This is a genomic window from Herbaspirillum sp. meg3 (assembly GCF_002257565.1).
Taxonomy (GTDB): domain Bacteria; phylum Pseudomonadota; class Gammaproteobacteria; order Burkholderiales; family Burkholderiaceae_D; genus Herbaspirillum.
In genome coordinates this window covers 189,763-202,797 of sequence record NZ_CP022736.1, presented here as the reverse complement: position 1 = coordinate 202,797, position 13,035 = coordinate 189,763, and the positions used below count along the sequence as shown (strand labels likewise).

11 protein-coding genes and 1 pseudogene are annotated in these 13,035 nt (G+C 58.0%); 5 read left to right on the top strand and 7 right to left on the bottom strand.

The features are described from left to right. Positions 1–102 precede the first annotated feature (102 nt). Positions 103–981: an oxygenase MpaB family protein gene (locus tag hmeg3_RS00935; protein WP_094562057.1), complete on the top strand. Its 879-nt coding sequence runs from the start codon at positions 103–105 to the stop codon at positions 979–981. A 4-nt stretch (positions 982–985) separates the two neighbouring features. On the opposite strand, the gene hmeg3_RS00930 is transcribed toward hmeg3_RS00935, so the two are convergent. Beyond that, positions 986–2,584: a DHA2 family efflux MFS transporter permease subunit gene (locus hmeg3_RS00930; protein WP_094562056.1), complete on the bottom strand. Its 1,599-nt coding sequence runs from the start codon at positions 2,582–2,584 to the stop codon at positions 986–988. Positions 2,585–2,586: 2 nt separating this feature from the next. Beyond that, positions 2,587–3,711 (bottom strand): HlyD family secretion protein, encoded by a 1,125-nt coding sequence (locus hmeg3_RS00925; protein ID WP_094562055.1) that lies wholly within the window; start codon positions 3,709–3,711, stop codon positions 2,587–2,589. 235 nt (positions 3,712–3,946) lie between these two features. Between hmeg3_RS00925 and hmeg3_RS00920 the strand changes: the two genes are divergently transcribed. Continuing rightward, a complete protein-coding gene (locus hmeg3_RS00920) occupies positions 3,947–5,425 on the top strand; it encodes an efflux transporter outer membrane subunit (RefSeq protein ID WP_094562054.1) in 1,479 nt (492 codons plus the stop codon). A 117-nt stretch (positions 5,426–5,542) separates the two neighbouring features. Here hmeg3_RS00920 and panE read toward each other — a convergent pair whose 3' ends face one another. The 4 genes from panE to hmeg3_RS00900 form a co-directional block, all read right to left on the bottom strand. Continuing rightward, positions 5,543–6,472 (bottom strand): 2-dehydropantoate 2-reductase, encoded by a 930-nt coding sequence (gene panE / locus hmeg3_RS00915; RefSeq protein WP_094566067.1) that lies wholly within the window; start codon positions 6,470–6,472, stop codon positions 5,543–5,545. Between the two features lie 2 nt (positions 6,473–6,474). Beyond that, positions 6,475–6,882: a helix-turn-helix domain-containing protein gene (locus hmeg3_RS00910; protein ID WP_094562053.1), complete on the bottom strand. Its 408-nt coding sequence runs from the start codon at positions 6,880–6,882 to the stop codon at positions 6,475–6,477. A gap of 34 nt (positions 6,883–6,916) precedes the next feature. Beyond that, positions 6,917–7,726: an SDR family oxidoreductase gene (locus hmeg3_RS00905; RefSeq protein WP_094562052.1), complete on the bottom strand. Its 810-nt coding sequence runs from the start codon at positions 7,724–7,726 to the stop codon at positions 6,917–6,919. 212 nt (positions 7,727–7,938) lie between these two features. After that, positions 7,939–8,499, bottom strand: a complete 561-nt coding sequence (locus hmeg3_RS00900; protein ID WP_094562051.1) for a TetR/AcrR family transcriptional regulator — start codon at positions 8,497–8,499, stop codon at positions 7,939–7,941. 255 nt (positions 8,500–8,754) lie between these two features. On the opposite strand from hmeg3_RS00900, the gene hmeg3_RS00895 reads away from it, so the two are divergent. Further along, positions 8,755–9,381, top strand: a complete 627-nt coding sequence (locus tag hmeg3_RS00895; protein ID WP_094562050.1) for a glutathione S-transferase family protein — start codon at positions 8,755–8,757, stop codon at positions 9,379–9,381. Positions 9,382–9,446: 65 nt separating this feature from the next. Next, positions 9,447–10,421, top strand: a complete 975-nt coding sequence (locus tag hmeg3_RS00890) for a pyridoxamine 5'-phosphate oxidase family protein (RefSeq protein WP_094562049.1) — start codon at positions 9,447–9,449, stop codon at positions 10,419–10,421. 57 nt (positions 10,422–10,478) lie between these two features. Here hmeg3_RS00890 and hmeg3_RS00885 read toward each other — a convergent pair whose 3' ends face one another. Then, positions 10,479–10,838, bottom strand: coding sequence for an STAS domain-containing protein (locus hmeg3_RS00885; RefSeq protein WP_094562048.1), 360 nt, complete (start codon positions 10,836–10,838; stop codon positions 10,479–10,481). Between the two features lie 343 nt (positions 10,839–11,181). On the opposite strand from hmeg3_RS00885, the pseudogene hmeg3_RS00880 reads away from it, so the two are divergent. After that, positions 11,182–12,927: pseudogene (locus tag hmeg3_RS00880) on the top strand (chloride channel protein). Positions 12,928–13,035: the final 108 nt, after the last annotated feature.

The window sequence follows — 13,035 nt, the reverse complement described above, 5'->3', positions numbered from 1 at the left end:
GTTCGTTTTTGTTCTTTTCTTCCCTCTTTTGTCGTCTTTCTGCGCGCAATCGACAAAAGCCTTACCATTTCATTTCTCCGCCCCGCCGCCTCCGACCAAGCCATGGAATTACTACGCACCCGTATCGAAGCCAGCGTGATCAGCATCAGCCGCCCTCCCGGCAGCCCTGATTTTCGCTATCCCCTGGGCGACCCCGGCCTGTTCGGCCCGGATTCTGTCGCCTGGCTGGTGCACAGCGACTTTACTGCGATGCTGATCGGCGGCGTCAGCGCGCTCCTGATGCAGATGTTGCACCCGTTAGCGCTGGCCGGCGTGTGGGATCATTCCACATTTCAGCAAGATATGCTTGGTCGCCTGCGACGCACCGCGCAGTTTATCGCAGGAACGACCTATGGCAATCGTCAGGATGCTGAGAAGCTGATCGCCCTCGTGCGTCGTATTCACAGCGGTGTACGCGGCTTCGCGCCGGATGGTCGCGCCTATTCAGCCGACGATCCGGATTTGCTGACCTGGGTACATGTGGCGGAAGTATCAAATTTCCTGCGCGCGTATTTGCGTTATCGCAATCCGCAACTGGGCGTGGCACAACAGAACCAGTACCTCGATGAAATCGCCCTGATCGCCGAACAACTCGGAGCAAGAAATGTGCCGCGCACGCTGACGGACATGGACAGCTACATAGAAAAGATACGGCCGCAATTGCATTGCGACGCACGCACGCTGAAGACCCTGGAACTGGTGATGAACGCACCCGCGCCGAATGCGCTGGCGGTACCGTGGACACGGCTGATGATGCGCGCCGGCGTTGATATGCTGCCGGACTGGGCCAAGCTGCAGCTCGGGGTAAGACCGCTGCGCCCCTTACAGCAGGCAATGCTGCAACGGGCAGTCACGGTCGCGGCGAAGCCGGTCCGCTGGGCGGTACGGCAGAGCTCCGCCCAGTTGGCTCGCCAGCGCATGGCGCCGGCGGAACCAATCTAGAACATCAATGCGCGTCGGCTGATGGCGCTTTGGGCGGCGCCACTTTGTGCATGAACGGGATCAGCACAATCGCCACCAGGAAGCACACCATCACCGCAAGGAAGGCATCGGCGAAGGTCTGTGTCTGTGCTTCGCGCATGGTCAGCCGCCACAACTGCTGCAAGGCACCGGTCGGTGCGCTGCCGCCATCGAGTCCCCATGCCAGCATATTGGCGCCGGTGTTTTGCACGAGGTTGTTCATGGATTCGTTGGCGCTGTTGAGATGTTCAGCCAAACGCAAAAAGTGCAGATTGGTGCGATCGTTGAGGATGGTGCCGCACACCGCAATACCGATCGCACCGCCAAGATTGCGCATGAGGTTGAACAGACCCGAAGCCTGTTTCAAGCGTTCCGGCTTGAGCGCACCGAGCGTCAGCGTCACCACCGGCGCCACCGCAAACTGCTGCGCAAAACCACGCAAGGCCTGCGGCAACATCAGCTCGCGCCAACCCCAGTCATGCGTGATCGGTGTGAAGTTCCACATACTCAATGCGAAACATGCCATACCGAACATCATCAGCCAGCGCAGATCGACACGACGTCCGAGATAGGTGTAAAACGGAATCGCACAAATCTGGAACAAGCCGGTGGCGAAAATCGCCAGACCAATATCCAATGCGCTGAAGCCCCGCACATGCGCCAGGAATACCGGCGTCAGATATACCGTGGCGAAGATGCCGATCCCCGTCACGAACGAGAAGAAACAGCCGAGCGCAAAGTTGCGATCCTTGAGCGCGCGCAGATCGACAACCGGGTTGGCATAGGTCAGGCTGCGCCAGACGAACGCGACGCCGGCGATGATGGAGATCCAGACTGTCGTCCGGATGATGTCGTCGCCCATCCAGCCCAATCGCGGACCTTCTTCCAGCGAATATTCCAGACAGCCCAGACTGGCTGCCAGCAAGATCATGCCGAGATAGTCGGCGCCTTTGAGCAGCGACAGATTGGGCTTGTCGATACGCACCAGCATCGGCACGACCACCGCGACGAAAATACCCGGCACGAGATTGATGAAGAACAGCCAGTGCCACGAGTAATTGCTGGTGATCCAACCACCGACCGTGGGGCCGAGCGTGGGCGCCAGCGATGACAGCGCACCGACGGTTGCCGCTGCGATCACACGCTGATGGCCGGAGAAATAAAAGAACGCCGAGGTGAACACCATCGGGATCATCGAACCACCGAGGAAACCTTGCAGCGCCCGGAAAAAGATCATGCTGTTGATGTCCCAGGCCATGCCGCACAACATGCTGGCGACGGTAAAGCCCACCGCTGACGCGCTGAACAGCCAGCGTGTCGACATCACCCGCGCCAACCAGCCTGACAGGGGAATGACGATGATTTCGGCGATCAGGTAGCTGGTCTGCACCCAGGCGGTTTCATCCGCACCGGCCGACAAGCCGCCGCCGATGTCTGCCAGCGAGGCGGAGACGATCTGGATATCGATCAGGGCGATGAACATGCCGACACACATGGTGGCGAAGGCAAGGATCTTTGCCTTTTGCGTCAGCTCTGCGGGCGATGCCTGAGGTGGTGCCATGGTAGTGCTGGCGACGGCACTCATGCTCAGCTCCGCTTGGCTTTGCTGCCTTCAGAGGCAGGCATGCGCTCATCGACTTCCGCCGTTACCGACAGACCGGGACGCAGCTTACCGAGCCGAGCAGCTTCACCATCGAGCAAAATACGTACCGGCACGCGCTGAACGATCTTGGTGAAGTTACCTGTGGCATTTTCCGCCGGCAGGATACTGAATTGCGCACCGGTTGCCGGTGCAATGCTGGCGACATGGCCTTCGAAAGTTTCACCGGGCAAGACGTCCGCCTTGATCTTCACTGCCATCCCGGTCTGGAAATGGGCAATCTGACTTTCCTTGAAATTGGCATCGACCCACAGACCTTGCGCCGGCACCACCGACAACAATTGCGCACCGGTCGCCGCATACGCGCCAAGACGTGCACGGCGGTTGCCGACCACACCGTCAACCGGCGCGCGCAGTTCGGTGTAGGCCACATTCAGCTCGGCAAGATTGCGTTCCGCGATGGCTTGCTGCAGTGCCGCCTGCGCTCTTTGCTTTTGCGTTGCCAGTACATCGATCTGACGTTGCGCCGCATTCAGACCGGCTTGCGCCTTCTGTCCATTGGCGACGGCCTGCTTATAGTCGGCATCGGCTTTCTGGAAACTCTGCACCGACACTGCGGCCTTCGACGACAGGCTCTGATAGCGGGTCTGATCGTCATGAGCACGCGATGTCTCGGCATTCGTGGCGACGACGCCTGCCTTGTTTTGCTCGATCACGGCTTCCTGCAAGCGACGCTCGGCGTCGATATTGGCTAGTGTGGCTTCCTGCGCCTGCACGGCGGCTTTCAGTTTGTTCAATACGGCAACGTAGTCGCGGTCATCCAGTTTGATCAGCAAGTCACCGGCTTTGACCCGCTGGTTGTCGGTCACCAGCACTTGCGCGATGTTGCCCGGCACCTTGGGGGCAATCACCGTGATGTCGCCGCCGACATAGGCGTCGTCGGTGTGTTCCCAATAACGCCCTTCAGCAAACCAGTAGATCAGATAACCGATGATGGCCGCAATCACGACGACCGCCACAAGGATCTTCACCACCCCGCCTTTGCCTTTTTGTTGTGTGCCGGCGTGCTGCCCGATGTCGCTCCCCGACGCAACACTTGTTGGATTGCTCATGTTGTACCCCAGTCTTTCTATCGATAAGCCCGCGCGGGGCCGGTTATAAAAAATGCCGTTGTCATGCCCGTTCTGATGCCCTGAAATCCTTGGCCGACAAGCTGTTGCGGCCGTAGAAAATATTTCAGATTGCCAGTTGCTTTCATTTTGATAGTTAGATTAAACTAGACACTATCATTTTGCAAGTAACTTTTCGAAGCCAATCAAAAATCGGATTTTTCAAAGGGAGTCAGCAATGGCAGCAACGGACGGCAACACACTGAGGGGATCGGCAAGCCTGAGCGCGGTAGCGCTGGCGGTCGGCTTATTTCTGACGGGCTGCGCCAGCGGCCCCGATTACCTGACGCCGGCAGTAACCGGTGGTGCGTTCCACAATGCCGGCCTGCTGGCGCAACGGAATGCAACTGGTTCAGTTGCTGCGCCTATGCCGCAACTGGATGAATGGTGGAAGGGTTTCAACGACCCGGTGCTGAGCCGTGTCGTGCAGCGCGCGATTGAGCAGAACCTTGATCTTGCCGCTTCCGTTGCACGTGTTGAGCAAGCCCGCGCCGCAGCACAAGAAGCTGGTGCACAGCGCCGCCCGCAAGTCGGTGTCGAAAGTGAGGCGGCGCGCGCCAGACAATCGCTGAATAGTCCGCTCGGCAAAATAGCCAGCAGCTTTCCCGGTTATGAACGTACGCAGACGCTGTATGACGTCGGCGTCGGCGCGAGCTGGGAACTGGATCTGGCAGGTTCATTGAAGCGCGGCGCAGAAGCCGCCGACGCGGAACGCGACGCCGCCGAGGCCGATCATCTGGGCGTGCGCATTTCTATTGTTGCTGAGGCAGCTGATGCTTACTTCCGCATTCGCAGCGCGCAATCCCGTCTGCGTATTGCGGAAGATCAAGTACAGACCACCAGCAAGCTGCTCGACCTGGTTCGTCTGCGTCTGCGCGACGGCATGTCGAACCAGCGTGAAAGCGCCCTGGCCGAAGCGCAGCTGGCGCAGGCACGATCGGGAATCCCGCCGCTGCGTATTGAACTGGAACGCCAACTCAATCGCCTCGATGTTCTGATGGGTGCGGTGCCGGGAACCTATGCCAAGGAATTGCGCGACGACGCACCGACGATGGCGACCGTTGCGACAGTCCCTGCCATCACCGTTGCCGACGGCAGCGCCGCGCTGCTGCGCCGTCGTCCGGATGTGCTGGCGGCAGAACGCCGTCTAGCGGCTTCCAATGCTCGCATCGGCGTGGCGATGTCGGAGTATTACCCCAAGCTGTCGTTGTCGGCCTTGCTGGGATTTGAAAGCCTCGGCGCGGGTGGCTTGTTCACTTCCAACAGCTTCCAGCCGCAAGCCGCGTTAGGGCTGCGTTGGCGCTTGTTCGATTTTGGCCGCATCGATGCCGAAGTCGCGCGCACCAAAGGAGCCAATCAGGAAGCGCTGGCTCGGTATCGCCAGGCTATCCTGCGCGCCACTGAAGACGTGGAAAACTCTATCGTCACGCTGGTACAGCTGGAGAAACAAAGTACGGAGCTGACCGACGAAGTCGCCGCCCGCCAACGCGCGCGTACTGCGGCACAAGATGCCTATCAGGGGGGCGCTCTTAGCTTGACGGAGGTACTGGAAGAAGATCGCCTGCTGCTGCATGCGCGCGATCAGTTGGCGCAGGTGCGTGCCGATGATGCGCGTGCTGCGGTGACGACATTCCGCTCGCTGGGCGGCGGTTGGTAAGACAGTAAATCTATATCGCGGTCTTCCTGACGAAAGCCGGATCCAGTGTCGCATCAGCGAGCCGTACGGCACTGGAGTCCCGCGTTCGCTGGGACGACGGAGAAACTCAACGCGTCATCAAGCTTCGCGCTGATTACGCGCTTCGTAAGTTTTAAGATGGGTATAGACGACTTGCAAGAGGTCGGTTTTGGTCTTGACTTCGCGTCCGCGGCGCAGTAGATCGCCGATGATGTGATCGGCTTCGATGCGCGCGTTGTTGCTGATGTCGCGGAACATGGAAGCGGTCAGCGTCGAGCCTGCTTCAGTCAGCATCTTGCGCGTACGCTCGTAGAAAGGGCCACCCGGTGCATGCCCATTCGCGGCGGCGATAGCGGCGTTTTCTTCCAGCAAGGCAGTGATGAATTGTTCGCCGCCGGGCGCTTGCAGAATGTCCCCGACAGTGGAGCGCATCAGGCTGGTGCTGCCTGCCAGCGATGCCAGCATGATCCATTTCTCCCACATCGATTGCAGAATAGTCGTGCTGACGTTGACATCAAAGCCGGCGCCTGCGATTTCTTTTTCGATCTGCGCGAGGCGCGGCGAGGATGTGCCGTCACGTTCGCCGAAGGTCATGCCGTGGAAGGTATTCAGATGTTTGATCGCGCCATCGGCATCGATGGTGCTGGCGATGACACATTGGCCGCCCAGGATTTTTTCCGCGCCAAAACGCTGCGACAGAATATCCACGTGTTGCATGCCGTTGAGCAGTGGCAAAATCACTGTCTGCTGCCCCACTGCAGCGGCGAAGGATTCAATGGCGTCTGCCAGATCGTAGGCTTTGCAGCTGAGGATGATCAGGTCGTAATGCTTCGTCAGGTTTTCTTTGAGGACGGTCGGTGGATTAGTCAGTGTGAGATCGCCCACCGGACTCTTGATCTGCAAACCGTGTCGAGCCAATAGCTTTGCACGTTTTTCGCGCACCAGAAATGTCACGTTGCGTCCGGCAGCCAGCATGCGGCCACCAAAATATCCGCCGACTGCACCGGCGCCCACGACCAAAGTTTGCATCTTCATGTCTCCTCGTTGTTTTCCTGAATCTGTCGCTGCATTCGCGCCTGCAAATAATCGTCCGCACTGCCTTGCCTGATCCGCTGGGCCGGATCGCCGAAATTGCGCAACCCCCAGTCGTACATTGCCGCGATCACAATTCGGAAATCACGGCCGCGGTCGGTCAGCAGGTATTCGTAGCGCGGCGGATGTTGGCGATATTGGCGGCGTTCAAGCAGGCCGGCGTCGACCAGCGTCTGCAGTCGACGCGCCAGCATGTTGGGCGATATTGCCAGATTTTTCTGAAACTGGTCGAAACGGGTCAAACCACGCAGGCAATCGCGCACGATCAGGATGCTCCACCACTCCCCCACCACTTGCATGGTGCAGGCTACGGGGCAATCCTGATCGTCGAGACATTGACGTCGCATGCGGCGTGATGGCTTCTGTTGAACTAACGTGCAATTACCTGGTGTAGCGGTCGGCCGGATTCTTGAGCGACAGATTCGGGCCCATCGCTTGACGCGCCGCAGTCAGCGCTTCCCATTGACCGGCGTCCGGCAGCGGTGGAATGGTGACTTGTTCCCCCAGATCCAGACCAGTCAGTGCGGCGTTGACCAGATCGTCCACGCTCATCACCATGGCGTCGGGAAAAGCGTTGATATCGGAACCGGAACGTTCCCAGATTTCAGTGCGGGTAGCGCCCGGCAGGACGGCTTGAACGCGCACGCCATGTTTCCCAAGTTCATTTTGCAGCGACTGGGTCAGGTTCAGCACGAATGCCTTGGTGCCGCTGTAGGCACCGTTGAACATCTCCGGCGCCAACGCCAGCACCGATGCGAGGTTGATCAGCGTGCCGCCTTTGCGTTGGATGAAACCCGGTGCAACAGCCGCAGCCAGACGCAGCACGGCGGTGATATTGAGTTGGATCATTGCGTCGTATTTGTCGATGTCGCCATCAGCCAGTTCGCCGGCGATGCTCATGCCGGCGTTGTTGACCAGCATGGTAATGGACGCGTCGGTACGCAGGCGTTGCTCGACTTTCAGCAGATCAGCTTTGTTGACCAGATCGGCAGGCAGGATCTCTACCTTGACCGAGGTTTCTTTGCGCAGACGTTCCGCCACTTGTTCCAGACGCTGTGCGTCGCGTGCGACCAATACCAGGTCGTAGCCGCGGCGGGCCAGACGGTCTGCATAAGTTGCACCGATACCGGTGGATGCGCCGGTGATGAGTGCGGTGCCGGGCTTCTTGCTGCTGTTTGCTGCGTTGCTCATGGGATTCTCCGAAAAGGTAGCGTCCGACCATTCGGACAGTTACTTTCATAATAGTAGTTACTAGAGAAATGTCAAGCAAGCGCTTTGTTTTAATGACAGCGATAGGAAAAATCTAAGACGATGAGGAATACCTTGCCTGGCAAAGGCAGGCGCAAGAAATGCTGAGAAGGAAGAAAACGAGGGCCGGTTTCGATCCCCGGCGAGCAGTGACGTTATTCGCCGAGCAATACGCCGGGAAAGTTGCGCATGGTGCGCACGAACGGCGCCGTCGTACCCAGTGCGCGCGATACAACCAGTGAACCGTGCATGGTGATCATGGCGTCTTCTGCGCGACGCGATGCTTCTTCGGGGGAGACGCCGGTCTCCGCCACAACGGCGGCGAGTGCCTTGATCAGGCCACTCAGACGCTGCTTGAGATATTGCTGAAAGAACTCGCCCGCTTCGCCGATGGTGAACAAATCGGTCAGACAAGGCCGGGTGCCTTTGGCGTAGAACTCGCTGAGCGCCGCACTGAATTTCTTCAGCCGTTTTTCGGCCGGCGCGTCTTCCTCCAGCGTCGGCATGACGTGCTCGCCGAACCATACCCCGACAGCCTCGAGCGCCGCCGTCCCCATGTCAGTTTTGCCATTGGGGAAGTAATGATAAAGACTGGACTTGCCCAGGCCGGTGGCTTCAGACAGGCTCGCCAAGGTCGCGCCCTGATATCCCGAGCGGCGGAACTCGGCAAGGATGCGTTGAGCGACTTCTTCGCGGGACAGGCTTGGAGCTGGCATAGGTAGTTTCTTCGGTGAGTAGCTTCATAGCGTGGAATGCACGCCGGTTTGCCGGTGTTTCCGGTCTTATCCCAGGTGACGGTCCTGCTGTTGTTTTCAAGATTATAAATTTATTTGACAGGCTACTTCGGATTGTTTATTGTACCGAACGTTCGGTACAACATTGAATGTTACGCCAATCTGACCGAGAAAGTTTATTTTTCGTAGCGTCATTTGCACTCGCGCCAGTTCACACACCTTCATCAGGAGATTCACATGCAACCTGCCCAGCCTATCCGCCTCCACGGTTTCCCCTTGTCCGGCCACAGCCACCGCGTCGAGTTATTTTTATCCTTGCTCGATCTTCCGTATGAATTCATCTACGTCGATCTGCCGAACAAGGCACAAAAGGAACCCGGCTTCCTCGCCAAGAATCCGCGCGGCCAGGTGCCGGTCATCGAAGACGGTGATGTGACCTTGTACGACTCGACAGCGATTCTGGTTTATCTGGCCAAACGTTACGGCAACAGCGGCTGGCTGCCGGATGACGCGACCAATGCCGCAAAGGTTCAGCAGTTCTTGTCTCTGGCGTCGGGGGAAGTATTGGAAGGTCCGGGCAAGGCGCGCCTGGTGAAGGTGTTCAACGCACCGCACGACTATGAACTGGCAAAACAAAAGGCAGCGAGCTTGCTGCAGCTGATGGAGACGCATCTCAGCGGTGGCCGCAACTTTTTGGTTGGCACCCATCCGACCATCGCTGATATCGCTTGCTACAGCTATGTCGCGCACGCCCCTGAAGGCGGCGTCAACCTGACCCCGTATCCGCAGTTGCGTGCGTGGATCGCGCGCGTGGAAAGCCTGCGTAATTTCGTGCCTATGCCGGCGTCGCCGCTTGTGGCTTAAGCCAGCTTGTCTGCCATGCAGCAGCAGATGAGACCAAGATGAGATGATCAGAACCGGAGTTGCTCATGACCGAATCAGCACAAACAGTTTCGCAAGACGACACCTTCCATCGGGGTGAGTTGATCGCTCAACAACACGTTGGTGTGCGCGAAAAAATGGCGGGCATAGGACCGCGTGTGATCCGCGATTACATGCCGGATCAGCATCGCGATTTCTTTGAGCAACTGCGGTTCCTGCTGGTCGGCAGCCGCGACGATACCGGCCAGCCATGGGCATCCATGCTGGTCGGCGAAGTAGGCTTTGTATCGTCACCAACCGAGCGGCAACTGCAAGTCCGTGCACACGCTCATCCATCCGATCCTTTGAATGAAAATTTACATGACGGCGCTGCGCTGGGTCTGCTTGGCATTGAACCGCACACACGCCGGCGCAATCGCGCCAATGGCATCGTGGAGCGGGTAAGCGATGCCGGATTCTTAATCAACATCACCGAGAGTTTTGGCAATTGCCCCAAGTACATTCAGGCACGCAGACCCGCGTTGATCAGCCTTGACTCAACAGTATCCGTGAGGGAAGAAATCGGTACGGTACTGACACCCGCCATGGCCGCTTTGATCTCCAGGGCGGATACGTTCTTTATCGCTACGGCTGCCGACGAAAACGCGCGCCATGTCGGGGGGCGTCACGGTACGGATGTATCGCATCGCGGCGGCAAGCCCGGCTTCGTCCGCGTGGATGGTGACCACACGTTGACCGTGCCGGATTTCGTCGGCAATTTCTTCTTCAACACGATAGGCAATCTGGTCACGTATCCACGCGCGGGCTTGCTGTTTGTCGACTTCAGCAACGGCGATCTGCTGTATGTCGCAGTGACCGGAAAGGTGATCTGGGATGGCCCCGAGGTGGAGTCGTTCACCGGTGCGCAGCGACTGATGCAGTTTTCGGTGTCCCAGGCCAGACATGTACGCTCGGCACTGCCACTGCGCTGGAGCGATGCGGAACCGTCGCCTTATCTGGAACCGCTTGGCAGTTGGAAATGACTGGAACGCATTCCGGCTGGAAGCAATAGCGGAATGAGAGGACGGTTATTTGAGTAATCAGAGCGGCGACAGAGTAGCGTCACGGCTCAATGCGTCAAGGCCGTCTTCCACGCTATCAAGAATTTTGTAAAAAGCGACAAAGCCGCTGCTATCGAACACTTCTCGCACCTCCGGTTGCAAACCAACCGCAACAAGATGCGCACCGCGCGATCTGGCTTTCTTGCTCAACAGATAGAGCACTTGCAATCCCGCGGAGCCGAGCGCGTCCACCCGGGAGAAATCCAGAATCATGTTTTGCAGATCCGGATCGCAGTGATTTTGCAGCTGTATGGCAAGTTCCCGCGCACCGGCGATGTCCAGGCTACCGGCCGCTTGGATGATCAACACTTGCTTGCTGTGGACTGCTTCGACTTTCATGATTTTTCTTCTCATCAGGCAATGCGGTTAGCCATTATAAGACCCGAACAAGACATTTCCGAACATCAAATGGTTACGAAACGTTACGTACAGCCGTCATTTTCGCGAATATACAAGCCATCTTCACTCATCTCAAACTAACACTATTTTTAAATCGAAAGACTTCCCCCTCCCTGAGGATAAGAGAACACCTTAGTGAGAATGCCGATAGACAATTATAAATACATCACATTATGATATATTTATTGGAGCATCTTGCTCCTGTGATCGCTCGCAGCCAATACGCTGCTGTGCCATCCGTTACCTGTCATCGCATTTCAACTCATTTCAGTTCAACGAATCCATGCGCCGCCATCAACGCGATTTCACTCTCGACCGACGAGTTCTTTTTCTGGCCGGCATTGCCATTGCCATCGGCGGCATGAGTACGATTGCTGCCTTTGTCCTGCTGAACCTGATCCGTTTTTTTACCAACCTGTTTTTCTTCCAGACACTCTCGTTCGCGAATCGATCGCCCGCAACCCACACCCTGGGAATCGCCGTGGTGCTCGTGCCGATCATCGGCGGACTGATCGTCGGCTTGATGGCACGCTACGGTTCTGAAAAGATCCGCGGCCACGGCATTCCGGAAGCCATCGAAGCCATTCTGTTCGGCAAGAGCAAGATGTCCGGCAAGGTCGCCGTGCTCAAGCCGTTGGCGTCCGGCATCGTGATCGGCAGCGGCGGGCCATTTGGTGCAGAGGGACCAATCATCATGACTGGCGGCGCCATCGGCTCGTTGATCGCGTAGCATTTCCACGTCAGTGCGGCAGAACGAAAAACCCTGTTGGTTGCCGGCGCTACGGCAGGCATGACGGCGGTATTCGGCACGCCGGCGGTGGCCGTCCTGTTGGCGGTGGAGCTGTTGCTGTTTGAGTGGCGTCCGCGCAGTCTGCTGCCGGTCATCCTGGCTTGCGCCGTTGCTGGTTTTGCAAGGCCGCTATTGCTTGAGGCGGGACCGCTGTTTCCTCTGCATACGGCTCCGGTCGGACTGTCTGCGATGTTGATCTGCATCGTGGCGGGCTTGCTTAGCGGCGCCTTGTCGTCGGCCATGTCGGTGGCGTTGTATTGGGTCGAAGATCGCTTTCACGCATTGCCGATACATTGGATGTGGTGGCCTGCAATTGGTGCGATTGCAGTGGGTGTGGGTGGTTACTTTCAACCGCGGGCGCTGGGGGTTGGCTACGATGTCATCGCCGATCTGCTCAATCACCACCTCGCTATTTCCGCAGTGTTGGCTTTACTTGCCGTGAAGGCAATCATCTGGATCATTGCGCTCGGCTCAGGCACGTCCGGCGGCGTCCTGGCGCCGTTGTTAATGCTCGGTGCAGGACTGGGCACCGCCATCGCCTATGCCGTCCCCGGCAGCGATGCCAGCTTATGGCCCCTGGTGTGCATGGCAGCAGTGCTTGCAGGCGTACTGGGTGCGCCGCTGACGGCGGCTGTGTTTGCGCTTGGACTGACGGGTGACTTCAACGCCTTCTTGCCCTTGTTGCTGGCGACCGGGATTTCTTATGGCTTTACCGTGCTGGTCATGCGCCGTTCGATCATGACCGAAAAAATCGCCCGGCGCGGCCTGCATATCTATCGCGAATACAGCGTCGATCCGCAAGAGCGCATGTTTGTGGAAGAAGTGATGACGCGCGATGTGATGCGGATTGCGGCCGGCGCAAGCTTGACGGAGATTGCCGCCGAATATTTCGGTTCGACGCAACGACATCGCACCTTCCCTGTTTGCGACGACAACGGCAAGTTGCTCGGCATGCTGGATCGTGCTGCTCTTTATGACTATCTTGACGCGCATTCTGAAGCAGCTGGCACAACAGCCATCGGTGATGTGCTGGTATCGTCTACATCCTTGCTGGCCTTCGCCACCGAGACCTGCCAGTCGATTGCACGACGCATGGCGGCGCATCACGTCGAACGTCTTCCCGTTGTCGCGGATGCAGCGTCGTTGCAGTTGATCGGCCTCATCAGCCGCAGCGATCTGGTCAAACCCGCGCACACCGTATTCCACGAAGAGCACGTGCGCGAAAGGCTGGCACGATAAACCGATTAACAATCAAGCGGGCATAAAAAAACGGCACAGGCTTCGCCCCCTGTACCGTCCGCTCTCCGAAGAGAACGCAGAACAAACTTTGATGCCCGGCTCGTGACG

Excerpts from the sequence above, each read along its gene's own strand:
- hmeg3_RS00930 (WP_094562056.1), bottom strand. The coding sequence starts at position 2,584 with ATGAGTGCCGTCGCCAGCACTACCATGGCACCACCTCAGGCATCGCCC.
- hmeg3_RS00925 (WP_094562055.1), bottom strand. The coding sequence starts at position 3,711 with ATGAGCAATCCAACAAGTGTTGCGTCGGGGAGCGACATCGGGCAGCAC.
- hmeg3_RS00910 (WP_094562053.1), bottom strand. The coding sequence starts at position 6,882 with ATGCGACGTCAATGTCTCGACGATCAGGATTGCCCCGTAGCCTGCACC.
- hmeg3_RS00900 (WP_094562051.1), bottom strand. The coding sequence starts at position 8,499 with ATGCCAGCTCCAAGCCTGTCCCGCGAAGAAGTCGCTCAACGCATCCTT.
- hmeg3_RS00885 (WP_094562048.1), bottom strand. The coding sequence starts at position 10,838 with ATGAAAGTCGAAGCAGTCCACAGCAAGCAAGTGTTGATCATCCAAGCG.
- hmeg3_RS00935 (WP_094562057.1), top strand. The coding sequence starts at position 103 with ATGGAATTACTACGCACCCGTATCGAAGCCAGCGTGATCAGCATCAGC.
- hmeg3_RS00920 (WP_094562054.1), top strand. The coding sequence starts at position 3,947 with ATGGCAGCAACGGACGGCAACACACTGAGGGGATCGGCAAGCCTGAGC.
- panE (WP_094566067.1), bottom strand. The coding sequence starts at position 6,472 with ATGCAAACTTTGGTCGTGGGCGCCGGTGCAGTCGGCGGATATTTTGGT.
- hmeg3_RS00895 (WP_094562050.1), top strand. The coding sequence starts at position 8,755 with ATGCAACCTGCCCAGCCTATCCGCCTCCACGGTTTCCCCTTGTCCGGC.
- hmeg3_RS00890 (WP_094562049.1), top strand. The coding sequence starts at position 9,447 with ATGACCGAATCAGCACAAACAGTTTCGCAAGACGACACCTTCCATCGG.
- hmeg3_RS00905 (WP_094562052.1), bottom strand. The coding sequence starts at position 7,726 with ATGAGCAACGCAGCAAACAGCAGCAAGAAGCCCGGCACCGCACTCATC.